This window comes from Escherichia sp. KTE114 (assembly GCF_000407765.1).
GTDB classification, from domain to species: domain Bacteria; phylum Pseudomonadota; class Gammaproteobacteria; order Enterobacterales; family Enterobacteriaceae; genus Escherichia; species Escherichia ruysiae.
Window position 1 is genome coordinate 868,045 of record NZ_KE136626.1, and the last position, 23,552, is coordinate 891,596.

The 23,552-nt window shown below is 51.8% G+C and carries 22 protein-coding genes; 7 read left to right on the forward strand and 15 right to left on the reverse strand.

What is annotated here, in order from left to right; genetic code table 11:
• Positions 1-37: 37 nt before the first annotated feature.
• Entirely contained in the window at positions 38-1,453 is a 1,416-nt protein-coding gene (gene dnaB, locus WC5_RS16445; protein WP_000918355.1) for a replicative DNA helicase, read from the reverse strand.
• Positions 1,454-1,535: 82 nt separating this feature from the next.
• On the opposite strand from dnaB, the gene WC5_RS16440 reads away from it, so the two are divergent.
• Complete coding sequence (locus WC5_RS16440) at positions 1,536-2,519, forward strand: quinone oxidoreductase (protein ID WP_000235547.1); 984 nt, start codon at positions 1,536-1,538, stop codon at positions 2,517-2,519.
• Positions 2,520-2,682: 163 nt separating this feature from the next.
• On the opposite strand, the gene pspG is transcribed toward WC5_RS16440, so the two are convergent.
• The gene (pspG, locus tag WC5_RS16435) at positions 2,683-2,925 is read right to left on the reverse strand and encodes an envelope stress response protein PspG (RefSeq protein WP_000891404.1); all 243 of its coding nucleotides are present in this window, start codon (positions 2,923-2,925) and stop codon (positions 2,683-2,685) included.
• Between the two features lie 135 nt (positions 2,926-3,060).
• Positions 3,061-4,056, reverse strand: a complete 996-nt coding sequence (gene dusA, locus WC5_RS16430; RefSeq protein ID WP_001272043.1) for a tRNA dihydrouridine(20/20a) synthase DusA — start codon at positions 4,054-4,056, stop codon at positions 3,061-3,063.
• A 154-nt stretch (positions 4,057-4,210) separates the two neighbouring features.
• Here dusA and zur point away from each other — a divergent pair, with 154 nt between their 5' ends.
• A complete protein-coding gene (gene zur / locus WC5_RS16425) occupies positions 4,211-4,726 on the forward strand; it encodes a zinc uptake transcriptional repressor Zur (RefSeq protein WP_000416266.1) in 516 nt (171 codons plus the stop codon).
• A 41-nt stretch (positions 4,727-4,767) separates the two neighbouring features.
• Here zur and WC5_RS16420 read toward each other — a convergent pair whose 3' ends face one another.
• The 4 genes from WC5_RS16420 to dgkA all read right to left on the reverse strand — a co-directional run bounded on the left by WC5_RS16420 (position 4,768) and on the right by dgkA (position 7,577).
• The gene (locus WC5_RS16420) at positions 4,768-4,977 is read right to left on the reverse strand and encodes a CsbD family protein (RefSeq protein WP_001030603.1); all 210 of its coding nucleotides are present in this window, start codon (positions 4,975-4,977) and stop codon (positions 4,768-4,770) included.
• A gap of 115 nt (positions 4,978-5,092) precedes the next feature.
• On the reverse strand, positions 5,093-6,418 hold the full coding sequence (dinF, locus tag WC5_RS16415; protein ID WP_000874977.1) for an MATE family efflux transporter DinF: 1,326 nt from the start codon (positions 6,416-6,418) through the stop codon (positions 5,093-5,095).
• Between the two features lie 72 nt (positions 6,419-6,490).
• Positions 6,491-7,099 (reverse strand): transcriptional repressor LexA, encoded by a 609-nt coding sequence (gene lexA, locus WC5_RS16410; RefSeq protein ID WP_000646078.1) that lies wholly within the window; start codon positions 7,097-7,099, stop codon positions 6,491-6,493.
• A 109-nt stretch (positions 7,100-7,208) separates the two neighbouring features.
• Entirely contained in the window at positions 7,209-7,577 is a 369-nt protein-coding gene (gene dgkA / locus WC5_RS16405; RefSeq protein WP_000002906.1) for a diacylglycerol kinase, read from the reverse strand.
• A 169-nt stretch (positions 7,578-7,746) separates the two neighbouring features.
• Here dgkA and plsB point away from each other — a divergent pair, with 169 nt between their 5' ends.
• Positions 7,747-10,170 carry a glycerol-3-phosphate 1-O-acyltransferase PlsB gene (plsB, locus tag WC5_RS16400; protein WP_016231497.1) on the forward strand — a complete coding sequence of 808 codons (2,424 nt, stop codon included), beginning with the start codon at positions 7,747-7,749 and terminating at the stop codon, positions 10,168-10,170.
• Between the two features lie 108 nt (positions 10,171-10,278).
• On the opposite strand, the gene WC5_RS24720 is transcribed toward plsB, so the two are convergent.
• From WC5_RS24720 to malK, 6 genes are all read right to left on the reverse strand, one after another.
• Positions 10,279-11,534 (reverse strand): IS3 family transposase gene (locus WC5_RS24720; RefSeq protein ID WP_107164610.1). Its coding sequence is split into 2 segments (ribosomal slippage): positions 10,279-11,183 and positions 11,183-11,534, totalling 1,257 coding nucleotides; the frame shifts between segments, so codons are not numbered across the junction.
• 103 nt (positions 11,535-11,637) lie between these two features.
• Entirely contained in the window at positions 11,638-12,510 is an 873-nt protein-coding gene (gene ubiA / locus WC5_RS16390) for a 4-hydroxybenzoate octaprenyltransferase (RefSeq protein ID WP_000455232.1), read from the reverse strand.
• 12 nt (positions 12,511-12,522) lie between these two features.
• Positions 12,523-13,020 (reverse strand): chorismate lyase, encoded by a 498-nt coding sequence (gene ubiC / locus WC5_RS16385; protein ID WP_000019214.1) that lies wholly within the window; start codon positions 13,018-13,020, stop codon positions 12,523-12,525.
• A gap of 179 nt (positions 13,021-13,199) precedes the next feature.
• A complete protein-coding gene (gene malM, locus WC5_RS16380) occupies positions 13,200-14,120 on the reverse strand; it encodes a maltose operon protein MalM (protein ID WP_010352154.1) in 921 nt (306 codons plus the stop codon).
• Between the two features lie 150 nt (positions 14,121-14,270).
• Complete coding sequence (gene lamB / locus WC5_RS16375) at positions 14,271-15,611, reverse strand: maltoporin LamB (protein WP_000973648.1); 1,341 nt, start codon at positions 15,609-15,611, stop codon at positions 14,271-14,273.
• Positions 15,612-15,683: 72 nt separating this feature from the next.
• Positions 15,684-16,799 (reverse strand): maltose/maltodextrin ABC transporter ATP-binding protein MalK, encoded by a 1,116-nt coding sequence (gene malK / locus WC5_RS16370; RefSeq protein ID WP_000179159.1) that lies wholly within the window; start codon positions 16,797-16,799, stop codon positions 15,684-15,686.
• A gap of 364 nt (positions 16,800-17,163) precedes the next feature.
• Here malK and malE point away from each other — a divergent pair, with 364 nt between their 5' ends.
• The 3 genes from malE to malG all read left to right on the forward strand — a co-directional run bounded on the left by malE (position 17,164) and on the right by malG (position 21,182).
• A complete protein-coding gene (gene malE, locus WC5_RS16365; protein WP_000695404.1) occupies positions 17,164-18,354 on the forward strand; it encodes a maltose/maltodextrin ABC transporter substrate-binding protein MalE in 1,191 nt (396 codons plus the stop codon).
• A gap of 378 nt (positions 18,355-18,732) precedes the next feature.
• Positions 18,733-20,277, forward strand: coding sequence for a maltose ABC transporter permease MalF (gene malF, locus WC5_RS16360; RefSeq protein ID WP_010352841.1), 1,545 nt, complete (start codon positions 18,733-18,735; stop codon positions 20,275-20,277).
• Positions 20,278-20,291: 14 nt separating this feature from the next.
• Positions 20,292-21,182, forward strand: a complete 891-nt coding sequence (gene malG, locus WC5_RS16355; RefSeq protein WP_001252051.1) for a maltose ABC transporter permease MalG — start codon at positions 20,292-20,294, stop codon at positions 21,180-21,182.
• A 93-nt stretch (positions 21,183-21,275) separates the two neighbouring features.
• Here malG and psiE read toward each other — a convergent pair whose 3' ends face one another.
• Complete coding sequence (gene psiE / locus WC5_RS16350; protein ID WP_016231498.1) at positions 21,276-21,686, reverse strand: phosphate-starvation-inducible protein PsiE; 411 nt, start codon at positions 21,684-21,686, stop codon at positions 21,276-21,278.
• Between the two features lie 293 nt (positions 21,687-21,979).
• Positions 21,980-23,235 (reverse strand): IS3 family transposase gene (locus WC5_RS24725; RefSeq protein WP_107164610.1). Its coding sequence is split into 2 segments (ribosomal slippage): positions 21,980-22,884 and positions 22,884-23,235, totalling 1,257 coding nucleotides; the frame shifts between segments, so codons are not numbered across the junction.
• A gap of 62 nt (positions 23,236-23,297) precedes the next feature.
• Between WC5_RS24725 and WC5_RS24730 the strand changes: the two genes are divergently transcribed.
• Positions 23,298-23,546: a hypothetical protein gene (locus WC5_RS24730; RefSeq protein ID WP_024257553.1), complete on the forward strand. Its 249-nt coding sequence runs from the start codon at positions 23,298-23,300 to the stop codon at positions 23,544-23,546.
• The last annotated feature ends 6 nt before the right edge of the window (positions 23,547-23,552 follow it).

Consider the following 23,552-nt stretch of genomic DNA (forward strand, 5'->3'; position numbering starts at 1 on the left):
AGTGTTTGCTTTAATTACCTAATTCATAAAATAATTATTATTCGTCGTCGTACTGTGGTCCCGCGTAGTTGTCGAAACGCGACCATTGACCGTTAAAGGTCAGGCGTACCGTCCCGATTGGGCCGTTACGTTGTTTACCGATAATAATTTCCGCGATGCCTTTTAAGTCACTGTTTTCGTGATAAACCTCATCACGATAGATAAACATGATCAAGTCCGCATCCTGCTCGATGGAGCCGGATTCACGCAGGTCGGAGTTGACCGGGCGTTTGTCGGCACGTTGTTCCAGAGAACGGTTCAACTGAGACAGCGCCACCACCGGCACATTCAGTTCTTTCGCCAGGGCTTTTAGCGAGCGGGAGATTTCTGCAATTTCCAGCGTACGGTTGTCTGAAAGCGCCGGTACGCGCATCAATTGCAGGTAGTCGATCATGATGAGTCCGATGCCACCGTGTTCTCGGGCAATACGGCGTGCGCGGGAGCGCACTTCCGTTGGCGTCAGACCGGAGGAGTCATCAATATAGATATTTCGTTTTTCGAGCAAAATGCCCATCGTGCCGGAAATGCGCGCCCAGTCTTCATCATCCAGTTGCCCGGTACGGATTTTAGTCTGGTCAACGCGCGACAACGATGCCAGAGAACGCATCATAATCTGTTCCGATGGCATCTCCAGCGAGAAGATCAATACTGGTTTATCCTGCAACATCGCCGCATTTTCAACGAGGTTCATCGCAAATGTCGTTTTACCCATCGACGGACGCGCGGCGACGATGATCAAATCCGACGGCTGCAAGCCAGCGGTTTTTTTGTTGAGATCGTCATAGCCGGTATTTACCCCGGTAACGCCATCGTGTGGCTGCTGAAACAACTGCTCAATACGCGCCACCGTGGCGTCGAGCACATCGGCGATGTTCTTCGGCCCTTCGTCTTTATTGGCACGGCTTTCGGCAATTTTAAAGACACGGGATTCAGCAAGGTCGAGCAAGTCTTCGCTGGTGCGCCCTTGCGGATCAAAACCGGCTTCGGCAATCTCATTCGCAACAGAGATCATCTCGCGGACAACGGCACGTTCGCGCACGATGTCGGCATAGGCACTGATGTTCGCTGCACTTGGCGTATTTTTTGACAGCTCCGCCAGATAAGCAAAACCACCAACACTATCAAGTTGCCCCTGACGTTCCAGCGATTCCGCCAGGGTGATCAGGTCAATTGGGCTACCGCTTTCCTGCAAACGCGCCATTTCGGTAAAGATATGGCGGTGCGGACGGGTGTAGAAATCATCTGCCACCACTCGCTCGGCCACATCGTCCCAGCGTTCGTTATCCAGCATTAAACCGCCCAACACCGACTGCTCCGCTTCGATCGAGTGCGGAGGCACTTTCAGCCCGGCAACTTGTGGATCGCGATCGCGGGGTTCAGCCTGCTGTTTGTTGAAGGGTTTATTTCCTGCCATAGTGAATGGAGTTACCGAGATAAAGAATGGGTCGAAACTTTACCATATGAAGCAGACCCTGACGATACGTTCTGGAGGACACATGGCAACACGAATTGAATTTCACAAGCACGGTGGCCCGGAAGTACTTCAGACTGTGGAATTTACTCCTGCCGATCCGGCAGAGAATGAAGTCCAGGTCGAAAATAAAGCCATTGGCATCAATTTTATCGACACGTATATCCGCAGCGGCCTTTATCCGCCGCCATCGCTACCCAGCGGATTAGGCACCGAAGCGGCTGGCATTGTGAGCAAAGTCGGCAGCGGCGTGAAACATATTAAAGCAGGCGATCGTGTGGTTTATGCGCAGTCAACGTTAGGGGCTTACAGCTCTGTGCATAACGTCAATGCCGATAAAGCGGCAATTCTGCCAGCGGCGATCTCTTTTGAGCAAGCTGCCGCGTCGTTCCTGAAAGGCTTAACGGTTTATTATCTGCTGCGCAAAACGTATGAAATCAAACCTGACGAACAGTTCCTGTTCCATGCGGCTGCTGGCGGCGTGGGCTTAATTGCCTGCCAGTGGGCAAAAGCCTTAGGTGCAAAACTTATTGGCACTGTGGGCAGCGCGCAAAAAGCGCAAAGTGCATTAAAAGCGGGAGCGTGGCAGGTAATTAACTATCGCGACGAAAATCTGGTCGAGCGATTAAAAGAGATCACCGACGGCAAGAAAGTGCGCGTGGTGTACGATTCCGTAGGCAAAGATACCTGGGAACGGTCGCTGGATTGCCTGCAACGTCGCGGTTTAATGGTCAGTTTTGGTAATTCATCAGGCGCGGTGACGGGGGTGAACTTAGGCATTCTCAATCAGAAAGGCTCGCTGTATGTGACACGCCCTTCCCTGCAAGGCTATATCACCACGCGGGATGAGTTAACCGAAGCCAGTAACGAACTGTTTTCATTGATTGCCAGCGGCGTGATTAAGGTCGATGTCGCAGAGCAACAGAAATATCCGCTGAAGGATGCGCGGCGTGCGCATGAGATTCTGGAAAGCCGGGCGACGCAGGGTTCCAGCTTACTGATCCCATAAAGAAATTGGGCTTCCACCTGGGAAGCCCTTTCTTTTATAGTTCGGCTGTATGTAGGGTACAGCACGATGAATCTGTTAGAGGCGCAATAGTGACAGATTTGATAATCAATTCCTATTTTGTTCTAAGGATAAAACCTTAGGTTGTGATCATCCGCACAATCCCTTAGTAACGCCAGCGGTCATAACGCTGATATTTCGGCACTTTTGGTGCTTTAATCGCCTTTATTACCCACACTACTGCAATCGCCAATAGCAGCCACGGCAGCAACTTGATCATCAACGCCAGCATACCACCGAGGAACATAATGGCCGTCGCCACAACCAGCGCGGCGATAATGCCCAGCAACGAAACGCCGGTGACCATCAACATGACAAAAAAGCCAATCACAAAAAGTAGTTCCAGCATGATGTTCTCCCAAAAATGAAATCTCTTGCAGCCATTACAAGAATCATGCCAAAACCTAACTTTATGATTTATAAAAAAATATGCCCCGCGACGGTGCGCAGGGCATAGTGAATTTGACTACTTTGTGGTGAAAAATTAACGCTTATCCGCCACCAGTTTGAGCGCATGTTCCAGCACGTTAATGTCAGCACCCGCTTTATGAGCATTTTCACTTAAATAACGACGCCACTGCCGCGCACCAGGAATACCCTGGAACAGACCCAGCATATGCCGGGTAATATGACCGAGATATGTCCCCTGGCTAAGCTCACGCTCAATGTATGGGTACATAGCACGCACCACCGCCACCGGATCGGCATCGGTATCCGAGGAACCAAAGATCTCTCGATCTACCGCCGCCAGAATCCCCGGATTCTGGTACGCCTCGCGTCCGACCATCACACCGTCCATATGTTGCAAATGCGCTTTAGCCTCTTCCAGCGACTTGATGCCACCGTTAATCGACATCGTCAGATGCGGAAAGTCACGCTTCAGTTGATAGACGCGCGGGTAATCGAGCGGCGGGATTTCACGGTTTTCTTTCGGACTTAACCCAGAAAGCCAGGCTTTACGCGCGTGGATGATAAACATCTCACATTCGCCTTTACCGGAAACGGTGTTGATGAAATCACAAAGAAATTCATAGCTGTCCTGGTCGTCAATACCAATACGCGTTTTCACCGTGACTGGAATCGACACTACATCGCGCATCGCTTTCACGCAGTCGGCTACCAGTTGTGCATTACCCATCAGGCACGCGCCAAACATCCCGTTCTGTACCCGGTCAGACGGGCAGCCGACATTCAGGTTGATTTCATCGTACCCGCGCGCTTCCGCCAGCTTCGCACACTGCGCCAGCGCCGCTGGATCGCTTCCACCCAGTTGCAACGCCACCGGATGCTCTTCTTCACTGTACGCCAGGTAATCACCTTTACCGTGAATAATTGCCCCCGTGGTCACCATTTCGGTATAGAGAAGCGTATTACGGGAAAGCAGACGCAGGAAATAACGGCAGTGTCTGTCCGTCCAGTCGAGCATCGGGGCAATGGAGAAACGGTATGCGGGATAAGCGGTTTGTGATTCTGCTGACATGGCGTTTTTTTAAGCACCTGGTGAATTGGGGGCGCTACTATAGCATAACAAATATGCGATCAGGCAATGCGGCAGCTATGACGCCCTGTTCTCGGCGTTTAAGTGAGAACTATGGTAAAGTAAGGACATTCTTAACCCCACTTTGAGGTGCCCAATGGAAAAGACCACAACGCAGGAGTTATTAGCGCAGGCTGAAAAACTCTGTGCGCAGCGTAATGTGCGCCTGACCCCGCAGCGCCTTGAAGTGTTGCGCCTGATGAGTCTGCAGGAAGGGGCAATCAGCGCCTACGATCTGCTTGATTTACTCCGTGAAGCAGAGCCGCAGGCCAAGCCGCCAACGGTTTATCGCGCGCTCGATTTTCTGCTTGAGCAAGGGTTTGTGCATAAAGTTGAGTCCACCAACAGCTATGTGCTCTGTCACCTGTTCGATCAACCAACGCATACTTCAGCTATGTTTATTTGCGATCGCTGCGGCGCAGTGAAAGAAGAATGTGCGGAAGGTGTGGAAGACATCATGCATACGCTGGCGGCAAAAATGGGTTTTGCCCTGCGGCATAATGTGATTGAAGCGCATGGATTATGTTCAGCATGTGTAGAAGTAGAAGCGTGTCGTCATCCTGAACAGTGCCATCATGACCACTCTATTCAGGTGAAAAAGAAACCTCGTTAAGAGGGCGTACATCCTTGTACACGTCGGGCAGGTGGGATTAATTACCAGCGGTATTCATTGCGGGTTTCCCAGTCCACGACCTCTTTCTCTGCCTGATCTTTCTGGTAACCGTAACGTTCCTGGATTTTACCCACTAACTGATCACGTTTACCTTCAATGACCGTCATATCATCATCGGTCAGTTTGCCCCATTGCTCTTTCACTTTACCTTTGAACTGTTTCCAGTTACCGCCGACTTCGTCTTTATTCATATTCAAGTCCTCATCGTTAGGTGGTGAATGAGAGTACGCTCGCTTTTCTTCTGAACGTGGGATTAAGTGTAGTCAGGAATTTGGCTTGGGATTATTTATTCAGAATATTTAACCGTCACGCTCCGGCAAACCAGGTTCCGTTGCGCCAGTGACGCCGCCAGATAGCCGCCAGAGAAAGCCCGCGCAGCGCCAGAAAGACGGTTAACGCCAGCCACAAACCATGATTACCCAACCACGGCAGCGTGAGGAGCGTAAGAGCAAACCCTGCTGCTGCCACCGCCATACTGTTTCGCATTTCGGCGGCGCGCGTTGCACCTATAAACATGCCGTCCAGTAGATAACACCAGACACCAACCAGCGGTAAAATGACCTGCCAGATAAGATAGCCATCGGCCAGCTGCTGAATCTGGGTTAATGACGTCAGCAACGCAATAATGTGTTCCCCTGCCAGCAAATAACTCACAGAAAACAGCAACGCTACGATCCCCGACTGGCGGCACGCTGCGCGCCAGACATCCAGTAACTGGCTCCCGTCGCGCGCACCGTACGCCTGACCTGAATGCGCTTCAACCGCGTAGGCAAAACCATCCAGCGCATAGGCGGTAAAGGTGAGTAGTGTCATCAGAACCGCATTAACGGCGATTATGTCACTCCCCAGTCGCGCGCCAAGTACCGTTATTGCACCAAAACAGAGTTGCAACAGCAGTGAGCGCAGCATGATGTCGCGGTTAAGCGCCAGCAAGCGACGGAAGTTCCCCCGCCAGGCTGTTTTCAGCATTTCGCCGGAAATACCGCGTAGTTTGAGGATTTTACGCACCATTAGCAGACCGATCAGCAACGTCGCATATTCTGCGATGACCGTTGCCAGCGCCGCGCCCTGCACGTTCATATGCAGCCCCATCACCAGCCAGACATCCAGCACAATGTTGAGGATATTACCCACCACTAACAGGACAACCGGCGCACGGGCATATTGCACGCCGAGCAACCAGCCAAGTAATACCAGGTTTGCCAGTGACGCCGGTGCGCTTAGCCAGCGAATTTCAAGAAAGCGCCGCGCCTGTTCCAGCACGGCTTCGCTGCCACCAACAATATGCAGCGCCAGATCGATAATCGGTGTACGCAATAGCGCAATTAACGCCCCAGCCCCCAGCGCCAGCAGCAACGGCTGCACCAGCGCACGGGCTAATGCCTGAGGATTTTTGGCACCATACGCCTGCGCAGTAAGCCCGGTGGTGCTCATGCGCAAAAATAGCAACAGCATAAAGAGAAAGCTGGTCGCCGTTGCGCCAACCGCCACGCCGCCCAGATAAACCGGACTGTCAAGATGACCAATGACCGCCGTATCAACCAACCCCAGCAACGGAACGGTGATATTGGAGAAAATCATAGGTAAGGCTAGATGCCAGAGAGCTTTATCAGATGAAGTGAGGAATGCCATGCAGACAAGCCTGATGAAGAGAGATGAAAAACAAACCGCGACGCCAGGCGGCATCGCGGTATCAGAGATATGTTACAGCCAGTCGCCGTTGCGAATAACCCCAACCGCCAGCCCTTCAATGGTGAAGCTCTGCTGACGAAGGTCAACGACAATCGGTTTAAACTCGCTGTTTTCTGGCAATAATTCGACTTTATTGCCCTGTTTTTTCAGACGTTTAACGGTAACTTCGTCATCAATACGTGCGACAACGACCTGACCATTACGTACATCCTGAGTTTTATGCACTGCCAGCAAGTCGCCATCCATAATGCCGATATCTTTCATCGACATTCCGCTGACGCGCAGCAGGAAATCGGCATTCGGCTTGAACAAGGAAGGATCGACCTGATAATGACCTTCAATATGCTGCTGCGCCAGAAGCGGTTCACCGGCAGCCACACGACCTACTAATGGCAACCCTTCTTCCTCTTCCTGCAACAGACGAATCCCACGCGATGCGCCGGAAACAATTTCAATTACGCCTTTGCGTGCCAACGCTTTCAGATGTTCTTCAGCCGCGTTTGGGGAACGGAACCCCAAACGCTGCGCGATTTCCGCACGCGTCGGCGGCATACCTGTCTGGCTGATGTGATCACGGATGAGATCAAACACCTCTTGTTGCCTGGCCGTTAACGCTTTCATTCCGCCCCCTGGGTGTATATACAGTTATGCTGTGAGTATATACAGCAAAAGGCGATTTTGGAACCATAAACTACACAATAAACCAGAGATTTATCGAATTCTGGAAGGGTTATCCAAAATGTGACCATAACAGAATGACCCAGGTTGCCACAGCGACGATAATCGCGATCAGCACCGCTGCGGACCCCATATCTTTTGCCCGCCCGGAAAGCTCGTGGTATTCAGAGCCAATACGATCAACCACCGCTTCGATGGCGCTATTGAGAATTTCCACAATCATCACCAACATAACGGAGCTAATAAGCAGTACGCGGGTAATCGCGTCCACATCCAGCCAGCAAGCGATGACCACCGCCAACAATACCGCCACGCCTTCCTGACGGAATGCCGCTTCGTTGATCCATGCAGCGCGTAAACCTTTCCAGGAATAGCCAGCGGCTTTGATAATTCGAGTGAATCCAGTGGTATTATTGGCCATTGAAAGAACCTTTTTACATTATGAGCGTCAATATCAGTGTACCGTTGAATCCGATGATTCCGGTAGCGTAGCGCCGCGCGAAACATAAGCGGATACAACAGAATTTCCCATGACTTTCTGCTATCCTTCCCGCGCATTTGCATTATTAACCAGAGGCTTTACATCGTTTATGTCCGGCTGGCCACGAATTTACTACAAATTACTGAATTTACCATTAAGCATCCTGGTAAAAAGCAAGTCTATTCCGGCAGATCCTGCCCCGGAATTGGGGCTCGATACCTCTCGTCCAATTATGTACGTTTTACCGTACAACTCAAAAGCGGATTTGCTGACGTTGCGCGCCCAGTGTCTGGCGCATGACCTGCCTGATCCATTAGAGCCGCTGGAGGTAGACGGCACGCTACTGCCGCGCTATGTGTTTATTCATGGCGGGCCGCGTGTTTTCACCTATTACACGCCGAAAGAAGAGTCTATCAAGCTGTTCCACGACTATCTCGATCTGCACCGTAGCAACCCAAATCTGGATGTGCAGATGGTGCCGGTATCGGTGATGTTTGGTCGTGCGCCAGGACGTGAAAAAGGCGAAGTAAACCCGCCACTACGTATGCTCAACGGCGTACAGAAATTTTTCGCCGTACTGTGGCTTGGTCGCGATAGCTTTGTGCGTTTCTCGCCGTCAGTTTCGCTACGCCGCATGGCTGATGAACACGGCACAGATAAAACTATCGCCCAAAAACTGGCGCGTGTGGCGCGTATGCACTTTGCCCGTCAGCGTCTTGCTGCCGTGGGTCCACGCTTGCCTGCTCGTCAGGATTTGTTCAATAAGCTGCTCGCCTCGCGTGCAATTGCCAAAGCGGTAGAAGATGAAGCACGCAGCAAAAAAATCTCCCATGAAAAAGCGCAGCAGAACGCGATTGCGCTGATGGAAGAGATTGCGGCGAATTTCTCTTACGAGATGATCCGCCTGACTGACCGTATTCTGGGCTTCACCTGGAACCGGCTCTATCAGGGCATCAACGTCCATAATGCCGAACGCGTTCGCCAGCTGGCTCATGACGGTCATGAGCTGGTGTATGTGCCATGCCACCGTAGCCACATGGACTACCTGCTGCTCTCCTACGTGTTGTATCACCAGGGGCTGGTGCCACCGCATATCGCCGCCGGGATCAACCTGAACTTCTGGCCTGCCGGGCCGATTTTCCGCCGTCTGGGTGCGTTCTTTATTCGCCGTACTTTTAAAGGCAATAAACTCTACTCTACTGTCTTCCGTGAATATCTCGGCGAACTGTTCAGCCGTGGTTATTCCGTTGAGTACTTTGTGGAAGGCGGTCGTTCGCGTACAGGGCGTTTGCTTGATCCGAAAACCGGCACGCTGTCGATGACCATTCAGGCGATGCTGCGTGGCGGTACACGTCCGATTACGTTGATTCCGATCTACATCGGTTATGAGCACGTCATGGAAGTGGGTACTTACGCCAAAGAGCTGCGCGGCGCGACGAAAGAGAAAGAGAGCCTGCCGCAGATGCTGCGCGGTTTAAGCAAGCTGCGTAATCTCGGTCAGGGGTATGTCAACTTCGGTGAACCGATGCCGTTGATGACCTATCTCAACCAGCACGTGCCAGACTGGCGTGAATCTATTGATCCCATCGAAGCTGTACGCCCGGCCTGGTTAACGCCGACAGTCAATAACATTGCTGCCGATCTGATGGTGCGTATTAACAACGCAGGCGCGGCTAACGCCATGAACCTGTGCTGTACTGCGCTGCTGGCGTCACGTCAGCGTTCACTCACTCGCGAGCAATTGACTGAGCAGCTTAATTGTTATCTCGATTTGATGCGCAACGTGCCTTACTCCACGGACTCTACCGTTCCTTCAGCCAGCGCCGGTGAGCTGATTGATCACGCGCTGCAAATGAACAAGTTTGAAGTCGAGAAAGACACCATCGGCGACATTATCATTCTGCCGCGCGAGCAAGCGGTGCTGATGACCTACTATCGCAACAATATTGCGCATATGTTGGTTCTGCCTTCGCTGATGGCAGCAATTGTCACCCAGCATCGGCACATCTCCCACGAAGTGTTGATGGAGCACGTCAATGTGCTTTACCCAATGCTAAAAGCGGAGCTGTTCCTGCGCTGGGAGCGTGACGAGTTGCCGGGCGTTATTGATGCGCTGGCGAATGAAATGCAACGCCAGGGGCTGATTACGCTACAAGATGATGAGTTGCATATCAATCCGGCGCACTCCCGCACGCTTCAGTTGCTTGCCGCAGGCGCACGCGAAACGCTGCAACGTTATGCGATTACCTTCTGGCTGTTGAGCGCCAACCCGTCGATCAATCGCGGTACGCTGGAGAAAGAGAGCCGCACTGTGGCACAACGTCTTTCCGTGCTGCACGGCATCAACGCGCCGGAGTTCTTCGACAAAGCGGTGTTCAGTTCTCTGGTGCTGACGCTGCGTGATGAAGGGTATATCAGCGACAGCGGCGACGCCGAACCGGCAGAAACGATGAAGGTTTATCAGTTGCTGGCGGAGTTGATTACGTCCGATGTGCGCTTAACGATTGAGAGTGCGACGCAGGGCGAAGGGTAACTGGTGAGCGTTGCCGGATGTATCCGGCCTACCATGACCTGCAAATTCAATAAATTGCGATGTGTTATGTAGGCCTGACAAGCGCAGCGCATCAGGCAGCTTTTTTGACTAGTCCTGATATAAGTTGACACTTTTCTGTCTGTAAAACGCCTGATGAACGTCATCGGGCGTTTTGTATTTCAGGGCCAGGTGTGGCCGCTCACAGTTATAAATTGTCACGGACTCTTTTACCATTTCCCGGGCTTGCATCAGGTCTGCAGGACGCGAGAGTAAAAACTCATTTTTCAGGATACCGTTTATTCGCTCAGCCAGTGCGTTCTGGTAGCAGTCATAACCATCAGTCATTGAACAGGTTATTCCGTTTTTCTCATGGACTGACTGATAAAGAGCTGAACAGTATTGCAACCCTCTGTCAGAGTGATGTACCAGAGGACCTGTCGTTTTTCTTCGCCTCAGAGCCTGTCTGAACGCTTTTACCACATTTTCTGTCTGCAGATTTCCCCCGACATGGTAACCCATGATTTTTCTGGAGCAGGCATCAGTGACCAGACTCAGATAAGCCATGCCGCTGAGCAGGGGAAGGTAAGTAATGTCGGCAACCCAGACCTGCTCTGGCTCAAGGGCGGTAACCTGCTCCGGGCCGGGTTTCAGCAGATTGGGATGCCGGTAAAAGCGGTGATGGCTGTTGGTAGTTTTGTGATATGCCCGCTTTACTGGCACCAGGAGCCGGTATTCATCCAGCAGGTTAAACAAACGGTCTCGTCCGATATTCAGCCTTTTATCGGCCTGCGTGTTCAGCAGATAGTGCAGTTTACGCGCACCGATTCGCGGCTGACGACATCTGATACGGGCAACAAAATTAAGAACCTGAGCATGATGTTCCTGCCGTTTTCTGCGCCTTGCGTTGTCCTGATACCATGCCTGTCTGCTGTGCCCCAGGAACTGACATGCACGCGTAACAGTTATTTTTGGGGCCGAACTCTGCGCGAGGACTTGCCGGGCCGCTTTTTTACGATACTCACCCCGTAATCATTTTTCAGGACATTGATAACCGACTCAAAAAACTCAGCTTTCTGGTTCGCCAGCTCAAGCTGCTCTTCAAGTTCTCTGATTCTTTGCTCGGGTGTGAGCGGGATAGTTGTCTGAGTCACAGGCAGTTTCCTCTTCACCAGATCAGGAAGTCCGGGACTCCAGTCAAGCCGGCCATATTTACGCAACCAGACAAGAACGGTGGAGCGCCCCTGAATGCCATACCGCTGCTGAGCCTGTTTATAGGTCATCTCGCCTTTTTCAACCTGCTCAACAACAGCTATTTTAAAGGATAGAGGATAATCACGTTGGGTGCGTTTGAACTCAGTCATCATCACGTTCTCCGGATTTAAGTCTGGAACGTGTCAACGCTATTCAGGACGGGTCATTTCCCAGAAAAAAGCCGGATGACCATGACCATCCGGCTTTTTTACATCATCAGAAATGCCAGTAACTCATTGCCAGCCCTAAAAACAGTACCAGGCCAACATAGTTATTATTCATAAACGCTTTAAAACAGGCTTCACGCTCGCGATTGGCAATCAGTTTTTGTTGATAAACAAACAGCGCGCCCGCGACCAGAATTGACCAGTAATATCCCCAGCCTAATCCATTTAACTCACCAATAATCGCCATCAGTACCAGTACGCCAACCTGCAAAATGCCAATAATCAATTTATCGTATTGACCAAACAGAATCGCAGTGGATTTAATGCCAATCTTCACGTCGTCGTCACGGTCAACCATCGCATACTGCGTGTCGTAAGCCACCGCCCACAGAATATTGGCGAGGAACATTAACCAGCAGCTTAACGGCACCGATTCACTCACAGCGGCAAAAGCCATTGGAATCGACCAACCAAACGCCGCCCCCAGCACTACTTGCGGTAGATGGGTGTAACGCTTCATAAACGGGTAAACCCACGCCAGCACCAGCGCGGCAATCGACAACAGAATAGTCATCGTATTCAGCGTCAGCACCAGTAAGAACGAAATTAGCACCAGCACGACAAACAGCGCGCGCGCCTCTTTCTCCGTCACCGCGCCACTGGGAAGCGGTCGGTTTGCCGTGCGCTTAACATGACCATCAAACTTACGGTCAGCATAGTCATTCACTACACAACCGGCGGCACGCATCAGCCAGACGCCAGCGACAAACACCGCCAGGATCCAGAGTTGAGGAACACCGGGGGTCGCCACCCATAGCGCCCATAAAGTTGGCCAGAGCAGCAGTAACGCACCAATTGGCTTATCCGTACGCATTAAGCGGTGAAACGCCAGCAGCTTATTTTGCGTCAGACTCCACTCCATATTTTTTTCCTCTTAGTACAACGGTGATGCCGGTAAAAACAGTTCGGTCAGCAGCAGCGGCTTACCGCTTAATCGCAGGCGGGAACGTCGCCCCCACAGTCCGGCATCACGGCCTATCTCAATAAAGTCCCGGGTTAATGTCGATGATGTGAACAGATAGCGACCTAACGGCGTTTTACCCAATTTTTGTAACGCCAGCTCAGGGCCGCTTAACGTTGACACAGGAACGACGGTACGCCCGGCGAGCCAGGGTTCTCCATCAGCGCATAACAAAATCTCACGTAACCAGTAACGGGATTCTTTCGGCAACAGCGGTAATTCTTCGGGGATTTCATTCTGCTCGACAAACCCTTCGCGGATCATCGTCACGCTCACCGTTTTTCCCTGCTGTTCAAAACGTTTGGTCATGGAATCTTCCAGCAACAACCAGTCGAGCAGTTGCGGTTCCAGCGCAGGGATCTCTGCAAAATAGCGCAGCGCACGCAGTTGCGTTAACGCGGGGTGTGACATGCCGAACTCTCCGTTACATAACGTAAAGGCATTGTATCGCAGAAAAGCGTTAACGGGAGATGTAAAGCATATTAAGTGATCTAATACGCAACAATAACGCAACAATCATAGGAAGGAGAGAAAAAAAGGTGCGCCCGAAGACGCACCAGTTGTTGCAAAATCAGCACTGTGGGGCGTAATTACCCCTTGCCTTTTACACTGCTGATAAAGGTGGAACGGGCAGATGTCGAGCCCAGGCGTTCAGCTTCATCAAGCAGTTTTAACGCCTTATCAACATCACCTTTCGCGACAGCGTTTTTAATCGCGGTATTAAAATAACTTTCCGTGTCGTTGAGCATAGGTTCACTTTTCTTCGCCGGTGCCGGAGCAGGTACGGCTGCGGCTGGTGCCGCCGTGTTGCCTACCGTAACCGGAGCCGGAGCGGAAGAACCAAATAGAGGCCCCACCAACACGCTGGAGCTGGAGTTGGTTTTCACTTTCAGTTTCAGCAGACCATCAGTGGTATGACGGGCAACCGGGTCTGGAATATCCGGCACCGAGTTACCGACGCCTTTGGCATAGGCTTTTACCGGATCGAGCAGTTGCGTCGTCTGCTGGAGATCTTTTTCAGTGGTAAAGACCAGTACATAAAGTTTCTGCTGCCCCAACGCCGGTGTCAGGCGCATAACGCCTTCCAGACGATCTGCACTCATCACACCAGGTTCCTGGTAGGTGAAATAACTGCTGGGAAAGAAGGCCGATGGTGTCATGTTCTGATCAAGAATCAGCACGTTCGGCGCAAATACGCTGGTTTGTTTGTTCACTTCACTGGTCAGAGTCAGAGTCAGCTCGCCAATGTTTGCCGGGACGCTGTATGCGGCAACCGGACCGCTGATGCCAGGGACGTTCAGTTGTTGCCCGCCAGTTGCCAATTGGGTGGTCTGGGTTTTAGATTGATCGACTGGCGTCCAGGTTAATTGTTGCAGCGCGGCAGATGGAATGGCTGGCGCATCGCTGGTGTTTTGCGGCACGTAGTTAACATCAGCAAGGCTGATTCCAGGCGCGCTTGCCAGCAACCCTGCTGATAAACAGAGGGCGATGAGACTTTTATTCATTTTCATTGTTTTCACCTCAAAATCTGGAGTTCAGCGGTAGCCAGGCAATAGCGCGCTTAACCCGATAATCAGAGGGGCTTACGCCCCTTATAGATAATGACAACCTGTTTTATGCCGGATGCGGCGTAAACGCCTTATCCGGCCTACACATTGCTATTACCACCAGATTTCCATCTGGGCACCGAAGGTCCACTCATCGCTATCACCGCGACCGAAGCTACCGCCTTCGAAATTCGCCGGAACAGCTTTGCCGTAGTTCGGGTTGGAAGAGGAGCTACCGTTGTAGTCATAACCCCATTTCTCATCCCACTTGGCGTAGGTTGCGAAGACACGAATAGCCGGGCGTGACCAGATGCTGTCGCCAGCCTGCCATTGTTGTGCGAGGGTGATTTTGTACTGATTGTTCTTGTCGCCAGTACGCTGGGATTCGACGTTGTCGTAGCCCACTTCCAGCAAGGTACTCATGATAGGCGTCCACTTGTACATTGGACGAATACCGACGGTCCACCATTTGGTGCCGTTGTCGTTATCCCAGTTGATATCCTGGTACATACCCACGTACATCATGTCCCAGTTGTCGCCCATGGAGATCGCACCGTGATCGAGGATACGCAGCAGGTGACCGTTATTGTTGATATTGTAGGCAAATTTTTCGTTATCAAACGCAACGCCAGAACCCTGCGACAGACCTTTACCCTGCGAGGTCATCGAGTCAGTAGCGTACTGAACAACAAACTTGTTGAAGCCTTTCAGAATGCTCTGGGTATGCTCGGCAGTGAACATCCAGCCATCTTTCGATGCGCCATCAACCAGACGATAGTTATCACGCAGGTTAGCGCGACCGTAGTCAACACCCAGCTCCAGGGTGCCGCCCGGGTTGATTTCCATCTGCGCTAAACGCACGTCGAAGACGTCGTTCGCTGTCTCGTTGGTATAGTCATAGATATTGTTGCTGGCGAAAGAAGAAGAACCGCCCGCTTCAGAAGAACGCGTTGCTGCCAGAGAAAGTTTACCGAAGCCAACGTCGATGTTTTCCAGACCGGCACCAGGACCAGAAATATCCCAGTAGTAGAAGTCGATCATATGAACGTCATGACGCTGATAGAAACGCTTACCGGCCCAAATGGTGGCACCAGGCAGCCATTCAATCAGGTTTTTCCCCTGCACGTTCGCTTCACGGAAGGCCGGATCGGTGGCTTCCCAGTCATTCTGTTGTGCTACGGAATAGGCCACGTTAGTGTCGAAATAGAAGCTCTTATCGCCCTCTTTCCACACTTCCTGACCCAATTTTAATTCAGCATAAGTTTCACATTCGTTGCCAAGACGGTATTTACTTTGAGCGCCAGTGGTCTGGAAACACTGTTGTTCACCGCCGCTCCCTGTCCAGCCGATCCCGGAACGAGCGTAACCGTGGAAATCCACGGCCATTGCCTGAGCAGACATTACGCCTGCTGCGACGGCAACCGCCAGAGGAAGTTTGCGCAGAGTAATCATCATTCTATCTCCTGAGTCATTGCTTTTCTTTTTTCACATCGCCTGTTACAGGCTTTGTGTCTTTTGTAGGGGTGCTTAAACGCCCGGCTCCTGATGCAGTCGACGACATGCAGTGCCATCCTCACGGAACAGATGGCAACGCTCTGGCGGCAGGCCGATAGCGAATGTGGCACCTTCTTCTACCAACACCACGTCAGACTGGCGGTACACCAGGTTTTGACGAATGGAAGGGATCTGGATATGAATTTGCGTTTCGTTGCCGAGCTGCTCGACCACCTGAACTTCACCCTCAAGGATGACGTCGGCGATATCGCTTGGCAGTAAATGTTCTGGGCGAATGCCCAGCGACATGTTGGCGCCGACCTGAACGTTATGGCTTTCAACCGGCAGCCAGACCTGTTGGAGGTTTGGCATCGGCAGCTCAACCTGGACTTGATCGATTGCAACGGCAGTTACTTTCACCGGCAAAAAGTTCATCTTCGGTGAACCGATAAAACCGGCGACAAAGCGGTCGGCCGGATAGTGATACAACTCAAGCGGCTTCCCGACCTGCGCCACGCGACCGGCGTCCAGCACCACGATTTTGTCGGCCAACGTCATCGCTTCGACCTGATCGTGGGTGACGTAAATCATCGTGCGCCCCAGGCGTTTATGCAGACGGGAAATTTCGATACGCATCTGTACACGCAGCGCAGCATCGAGGTTGGAAAGCGGTTCATCGAGTAAAAACACGCTTGGCTCGGCCACCAGCGTACGACCAATCGCCACACGTTGACGCTGTCCGCCGGAGAGCGCCTTCGGTTTGCGATCCAGCAAATGCGCCAGTTGCAGCACTTCCGCCACCTGGTTAACACGCTGGTTGATGACCTCTTTCTTCGCGCCTGCCAGTTTCAGGCCAAAAGACATATTTTCTGCCACAGACAGATGGGGATAGAGCGCATAGGACTGGAACACCATGCCGACGCCGCGTTCTGCTGGCGGGGTGTCATTCATTCGTTTTTCATCGATGAACAGGTCGCCGCTGGTGATCGTCTCAAGACCGGCAATCATGCGCAGTAAAGTAGATTTACCGCAGCCAGATGGTCCGACAAACACCACGAACTCACCTTCGTGGATGTCGAGGTTGATATCTTTCGATACCACCACATCCCCCCAGGCCTTCGTTACATTTTGTAGCTGTACGCTCGCCATGCCCTTCTCCCTTCGTTACAACCTGTCATCGACAGCAACATTCATGATGCAGTGACTATGCGTCATCGGAAGATGGCTTAAATCCTCCACCCCCTGGCTTTTTTATGGGGGAGGAGGCGGGAGGATGAGAAGATGGGGTCTGCATACTAATCCGAGGGAAAGTAAGGAAATTCGTGATATTGCTTGCAAAAAACATGGCAATTTTGTGTGCGCCTTCCCGCAATACTGCTGTTTCTGCGATGCAGATCACATAAAACGAAGGTGGGGCGTAGGGGCAAGGAGGATGGAAAGAGGTTGCCGTATAAAGAAACTAGAGTCCGTTCAGGCGTTTTCACAAGCACTTCACCAACAAGGACCAGAGATTATGAAAATAAAAACAGGTGCACGCATCCTCGCATTATCTGTTTTGACGACGATGATGTTTTCCGCCTCGGCTCTCGCCAAAATCGAAGAAGGTAAACTGGTAATCTGGATCAACGGCGATAAAGGCTACAACGGCCTCGCAGAAGTGGGTAAGAAATTCGAGAAAGATACCGGAATTAAAGTCACCGTTGAGCACCCAGATAAGCTGGAAGAGAAATTCCCTCAGGTTGCGGCCACTGGCGATGGTCCGGACATTATTTTCTGGGCGCACGACCGCTTTGGCGGCTATGCCCAATCTGGCCTGTTGGCTGAAATCTCCCCAGACAAAGCGTTACAGGACAAGCTGTATCCGTTTACCTGGGATGCTGTACGTTATAACGGCAAACTGATTGCTTATCCGATTGCCGTTGAAGCATTATCGCTGATTTATAACAAAGACCTGCTGCCGAACCCGCCAAAAACCTGGGAAGAAATCCCGGCGCTGGATAAAGAACTGAAAGCGAAAGGTAAGAGCGCGCTGATGTTCAACCTGCAAGAACCGTACTTCACCTGGCCGCTGATTGCTGCCGACGGTGGTTATGCGTTCAAGTATGAAAACGACAAATACAATGTGAAAGACGTTGGTGTGGATAACGCTGGCGCGAAAGCGGGTCTGACCTTCCTGGTTGATCTGGTTAAAAACAAACACATGAATGCGGATACTGATTACTCCATCGCAGAGGCGGCCTTTAACAAAGGTGAAACGGCGATGACCATCAACGGTCCGTGGGCATGGTCCAACATCGATACCAGCAAAGTGAACTACGGTGTGACGCTGCTGCCGACCTTCAAGGGACAACCTTCCAAACCGTTCGTTGGCGTTCTGAGTGCAGGCATCAACGCTGCCAGCCCGAACAAAGAACTGGCAAAAGAGTTCCTCGAAAACTACCTGCTGACTGACGAAGGGCTGGAAGCGGTAAATAAAGATAAACCGCTGGGTGCCGTGGCGCTGAAGTCTTACCAGGATCAGCTGGCGAAAGATCAACGCATTGCCGCCACTATGGATAACGCCAAGAACGGTGAAATCATGCCGAACATCCCGCAGATGTCCGCCTTCTGGTATGCCGTGCGTACCGCAGTGATCAACGCCGCCAGCGGTCGTCAGACTGTTGATGCCGCGCTGAAAGATGCACAGGGTCGTATCACCAAGTAATGCTGCTAAATGCCGGATGCGGCGTGAACGCCTTATCCGGCCTACGAAACCGAAACATATGTAGACCTGATAAGACGCCTCAGCGTCGCATCAGGCGGTTATTGTCGGGTACGGCGTAAATGCTTCATCCGACATACAAAACTAAATGCCGGATGCGGCGTGAACGCCTTATCCGGCCTACGAAACCGAAGCATATATAGGCCTGATAAGACGCGTCAGCATCGCATCAGGCGGTTATTGTCGGAGCGGCGTAATGCTTCATCCGACCTGGAAAAACGAACTGTACGTAAGCCTGATAAGACGCGCCAGCGCCGCATCAGGCAGTTGTTGCCGGATGCGGTGTAATCATTTATCCGTCCAGGAATGAGGAAGAACCCCATGGATGTCATTAAAAAGAAACATTGGTGGCAAAGCGACGCACTGAAATGGTCAGTGTTAGGTCTGCTTGGCCTGCTGGTGGGTTACCTTGTTGTTTTAATGTACGCACAAGGGGAGTACCTGTTCGCCATTACCACGCTGATTTTAAGTTCTGCGGGACTGTATATTTTCGCCAACCGGAAAGCCTACGCCTGGCGCTATGTTTATCCGGGAATGGCAGGAATGGGGCTGTTCGTGCTCTTCCCTCTGGTGTGTACCATCGCCATTGCTTTTACCAACTACAGCAGCACTAACCAGCTAACTTTTGAACGCGCCCAGGAAGTTCTGTTAGATCGTTCCTGGCAAGCGGGCAAAACCTATAACTTCGGGCTTTATCCGGCAGGTGATGAGTGGCAACTGGCGCTCACCGATGGCGAAACCGGTAAGCATTATCTCTCCGACGCCTTTAAATTTGGCGGCGAGCAAAAGCTGCAACTGAAAGAAAGCGCCACACAGCCTGAAGGCGAGCGCGCAAATCTGCGCGTGATTACCCAAAATCGTCAGGCACTGAGCAACATTACCGCTATCCTCCCGGATGACAACAAAGTGATGATGAGCTCCCTGCGCCAGTTCTCTGGCACACAACCGCTCTACACACTGGGCGATGACGGTACGCTGACCAATAACCAGAGTGGCGTAAAATATCGTCCGAATGACCAGATCGGCTTTTACCAGTCCATCACCGCCGATGGCAACTGGGGCGACGACAAACTCAGCCCCGGTTACACCGTGACTACCGGCTGGAAAAACTTTACCCGCGTCTTCACCGACGAAGGCATTCAGAAACCGTTCCTCGCGATTTTCGTCTGGACCGTGATGTTCTCACTGATCACTGTCTTTTTAACGGTTGCAGTCGGCATGGTGCTGGCCTGTCTGGTGCAATGGGAAGCGTTGCGCGGCAAAGCTATCTACCGCGTACTGCTGATTCTGCCCTACGCGGTGCCATCGTTTATTTCCATTTTGATTTTCAAAGGATTGTTCAACCAGAGCTTTGGTGAAATCAACATGATGCTGAGCGCGCTGTTTGGCGTGAAGCCCGCCTGGTTCAGCGACCCGACTACCGCACGGACGATGCTGATTATCGTCAACACCTGGCTGGGTTATCCGTACATGATGATCCTCTGCATGGGCTTGCTGAAAGCGATTCCTGACGATCTGTATGAAGCCTCAGCGATGGATGGCGCAGGTCCATTCCAGAACTTCTTTAAAATCACGCTGCCGCTGCTGATCAAGCCGCTGACGCCGCTGATGATCGCCAGCTTCGCCTTTAACTTTAACAACTTCGTGCTGATCCAACTGTTGACCAACGGTGGCCCGGATCGTCTTGGCACCACCACGCCAGCCGGTTATACCGACCTGCTCGTTAACTACACCTACCGTATCGCCTTTGAAGGCGGCGGAGGTCAGGACTTCGGTCTGGCGGCAGCAATTGCCACGCTGATCTTCCTGCTGGTAGGCGCGCTGGCGATAGTGAACCTGAAAGCCACGCGAATGAAGTTTGATTAAGGGAGATAACAAAAATGGCAATGGTCCAACCGAAATCACAAAAAGCACGTTTGTTTATTACTCACCTGCTACTGCTACTTTTTATCGCGGCGATTATGTTCCCGCTGCTGATGGTCGTCGCAATCTCGCTGCGCCAGGGAAACTTCGCGACAGGCAGCCTGATCCCGGAACAAATCTCGTGGGATCACTGGAAACTGGCGTTAGGCTTTAGCGTTGAACAGGCCGATGGTCGCATTACGCCACCGCCATTCCCGGTACTGCTGTGGCTGTGGAACTCGGTAAAGGTCGCCGGGATTTCCGCGATTGGTATCGTGGCGCTCTCCACCACCTGCGCCTACGCCTTCGCCCGTATGCGCTTCCCTGGCAAAGCGACGCTGCTGAAAGGAATGCTGATTTTCCAGATGTTCCCGGCGGTACTATCACTGGTGGCGTTGTATGCGTTGTTTGACCGTCTGGGTGAGTACATTCCGTTTATCGGTCTGAATACCCACGGCGGCGTTATCTTTGCTTACCTGGGCGGGATTGCGCTGCACGTCTGGACGATTAAAGGTTATTTCGAAACGATCGACGGCTCGCTGGAAGAAGCGGCGGCGCTGGACGGTGCGACACCGTGGCAGGCCTTCCACCTCGTACTGCTGCCGCTGTCAGTACCGATTCTGGCGGTGGTGTTCATCCTGTCGTTTATCGCTGCCATTACTGAAGTTCCGGTCGCGTCGTTGTTACTGCGTGACGTGAACAGCTACACCCTGGCCGTGGGAATGCAGCAATACCTCAACCCGCAAAACTACCTGTGGGGCGATTTTGCCGCCGCTGCCGTAATGTCTGCATTACCGATCACCATCGTCTTCTTGCTGGCTCAACGCTGGCTGGTCAACGGCCTGACGGCAGGTGGTGTGAAAGGTTAAAGATGTTGTTCTGCCAATGTTATGCCGCTGCACCCTCAACTTACGTTATCCCAACTTGTGACTGTTATTCGGCGCTCCCTGGAGCGCCTTTTTTTACTCCCGCTTCAGCCGTTTCGAATTACACAACCACAGGGTGATCACCAGTAGCAGGATCGCTGCCGAGTAGATCAACACATCCAGTGGCGATTTATGATCGACGATGATCAAGCGCACAATGGCGGTGATCCCGATATAGACAAAGTAACGTAGCGGGAAGTGAAAACCGGACTGGAAGTACTTCACAATCAGGGCGATAAATTCGAAATAGAGAAAGTAAACCACCAGCCCTTCCACCAGCTCATATTTGCTGGTTTGTTCTGGCGCGAACAGCACATCAGTCAGATGCACCGTTTCTTTGCCGAGGAAGACAACCAGAATCAGGCCGAGGCACAACAGGCCAAGATTGAGTACGGTCTGCAAAATGGTGGAGATAAACTCCACGCGCGGACGAGATAACGACGTCATAACAGCCCTCCAACTCAGTGGCGAGCTTCCTGTATAACGCAAAAATGTGACGGGGATCTATATTTTTTGTGTATGTTTTGTTCAACCTGGTGTTAGGACGCCCCCACCAACATCGGATGTGCCTACCCGTAGGCTGGATAAGCCGCGCCTGGCGGCGCATCCGGCAAGACAAACCGCACCATAGCCTGTACTGCAAAAATCACCCATTCAGGTGATTCCCAGCCACCAGCAATGCGCGAAAAATCGATAATGTTCCTCTGGAACAAATGAAACGTAACCTGATAAAGGTGTGACTAGTCCTGATATAAGTTGACACTTTTCTGTCTGTAAAACGCCTGATGAACGTCATCGGGCGTTTTGTATTTCAGGGCCAGGTGTGGCCGCTCACAGTTATAAATTGTCACGGACTCTTTTACCATTTCCCGGGCTTGCATCAGGTCTGCAGGACGCGAGAGTAAAAACTCATTTTTCAGGATACCGTTTATTCGCTCAGCCAGTGCGTTCTGGTAGCAGTCATAACCATCAGTCATTGAACAGGTTATTCCGTTTTTCTCATGGACTGACTGATAAAGAGCTGAACAGTATTGCAACCCTCTGTCAGAGTGATGTACCAGAGGACCTGTCGTTTTTCTTCGCCTCAGAGCCTGTCTGAACGCTTTTACCACATTTTCTGTCTGCAGATTTCCCCCGACATGGTAACCCATGATTTTTCTGGAGCAGGCATCAGTGACCAGACTCAGATAAGCCATGCCGCTGAGCAGGGGAAGGTAAGTAATGTCGGCAACCCAGACCTGCTCTGGCTCAAGGGCGGTAACCTGCTCCGGGCCGGGTTTCAGCAGATTGGGATGCCGGTAAAAGCGGTGATGGCTGTTGGTAGTTTTGTGATATGCCCGCTTTACTGGCACCAGGAGCCGGTATTCATCCAGCAGGTTAAACAAACGGTCTCGTCCGATATTCAGCCTTTTATCGGCCTGCGTGTTCAGCAGATAGTGCAGTTTACGCGCACCGATTCGCGGCTGACGACATCTGATACGGGCAACAAAATTAAGAACCTGAGCATGATGTTCCTGCCGTTTTCTGCGCCTTGCGTTGTCCTGATACCATGCCTGTCTGCTGTGCCCCAGGAACTGACATGCACGCGTAACAGTTATTTTTGGGGCCGAACTCTGCGCGAGGACTTGCCGGGCCGCTTTTTTACGATACTCACCCCGTAATCATTTTTCAGGACATTGATAACCGACTCAAAAAACTCAGCTTTCTGGTTCGCCAGCTCAAGCTGCTCTTCAAGTTCTCTGATTCTTTGCTCGGGTGTGAGCGGGATAGTTGTCTGAGTCACAGGCAGTTTCCTCTTCACCAGATCAGGAAGTCCGGGACTCCAGTCAAGCCGGCCATATTTACGCAACCAGACAAGAACGGTGGAGCGCCCCTGAATGCCATACCGCTGCTGAGCCTGTTTATAGGTCATCTCGCCTTTTTCAACCTGCTCAACAACAGCTATTTTAAAGGATAGAGGATAATCACGTTGGGTGCGTTTGAACTCAGTCATCATCACGTTCTCCGGATTTAAGTCTGGAACGTGTCAACGCTATTCAGGACGGGTCAGTGGTAAAAATGAAGCCTTATTTTGCTGCTTTGTTGTTATCAGTCTCTGTTCTTCCTGCTTTTGCCGGTCCGCTCGGTACTGCTGACAAATCCGACCTTCCGCAAAGCAATGTCTCCAGCCCAATGATGGCTCAGTCACTCAGGCAATCAGACCTGCAACCGATATCGACGGACAGGAAGACAGAATGTTTTCGCCTTTACACACCAGATCGCAAACCGGGGGTGAACTGCGTTCCTGATGGCTCAACAGGCCATTAAGAATGA

Bases quoted from the DNA above. Each gene is read 5' to 3' on its own strand.
- psiE (WP_016231498.1), bottom strand. From the start codon at position 21,686: ATGACGTCGTTATCTCGTCCGCGCGTGGAGTTTATCTCCACCATTTTG.
- dnaB (WP_000918355.1), bottom strand. From the start codon at position 1,453: ATGGCAGGAAATAAACCCTTCAACAAACAGCAGGCTGAACCCCGCGAT.
- malF (WP_010352841.1), top strand. From the start codon at position 18,733: ATGGATGTCATTAAAAAGAAACATTGGTGGCAAAGCGACGCACTGAAA.
- dinF (WP_000874977.1), bottom strand. From the start codon at position 6,418: ATGGCATTCCTCACTTCATCTGATAAAGCTCTCTGGCATCTAGCCTTA.
- WC5_RS24730 (WP_024257553.1), top strand. From the start codon at position 23,298: ATGAAGCCTTATTTTGCTGCTTTGTTGTTATCAGTCTCTGTTCTTCCT.
- ubiA (WP_000455232.1), bottom strand. From the start codon at position 12,510: ATGGAGTGGAGTCTGACGCAAAATAAGCTGCTGGCGTTTCACCGCTTA.
- malK (WP_000179159.1), bottom strand. From the start codon at position 16,799: ATGGCGAGCGTACAGCTACAAAATGTAACGAAGGCCTGGGGGGATGTG.
- dgkA (WP_000002906.1), bottom strand. From the start codon at position 7,577: ATGGCCAATAATACCACTGGATTCACTCGAATTATCAAAGCCGCTGGC.
- lamB (WP_000973648.1), bottom strand. From the start codon at position 15,611: ATGATGATTACTCTGCGCAAACTTCCTCTGGCGGTTGCCGTCGCAGCA.
- dusA (WP_001272043.1), bottom strand. From the start codon at position 4,056: ATGTCAGCAGAATCACAAACCGCTTATCCCGCATACCGTTTCTCCATT.
- plsB (WP_016231497.1), top strand. From the start codon at position 7,747: ATGTCCGGCTGGCCACGAATTTACTACAAATTACTGAATTTACCATTA.
- malE (WP_000695404.1), top strand. From the start codon at position 17,164: ATGAAAATAAAAACAGGTGCACGCATCCTCGCATTATCTGTTTTGACG.
- WC5_RS16420 (WP_001030603.1), bottom strand. From the start codon at position 4,977: ATGAATAAAGACGAAGTCGGCGGTAACTGGAAACAGTTCAAAGGTAAA.
- zur (WP_000416266.1), top strand. From the start codon at position 4,211: ATGGAAAAGACCACAACGCAGGAGTTATTAGCGCAGGCTGAAAAACTC.
- pspG (WP_000891404.1), bottom strand. From the start codon at position 2,925: ATGCTGGAACTACTTTTTGTGATTGGCTTTTTTGTCATGTTGATGGTC.
- WC5_RS16440 (WP_000235547.1), top strand. From the start codon at position 1,536: ATGGCAACACGAATTGAATTTCACAAGCACGGTGGCCCGGAAGTACTT.
- lexA (WP_000646078.1), bottom strand. From the start codon at position 7,099: ATGAAAGCGTTAACGGCCAGGCAACAAGAGGTGTTTGATCTCATCCGT.
- ubiC (WP_000019214.1), bottom strand. From the start codon at position 13,020: ATGTCACACCCCGCGTTAACGCAACTGCGTGCGCTGCGCTATTTTGCA.
- malG (WP_001252051.1), top strand. From the start codon at position 20,292: ATGGCAATGGTCCAACCGAAATCACAAAAAGCACGTTTGTTTATTACT.
- malM (WP_010352154.1), bottom strand. From the start codon at position 14,120: ATGAAAATGAATAAAAGTCTCATCGCCCTCTGTTTATCAGCAGGGTTG.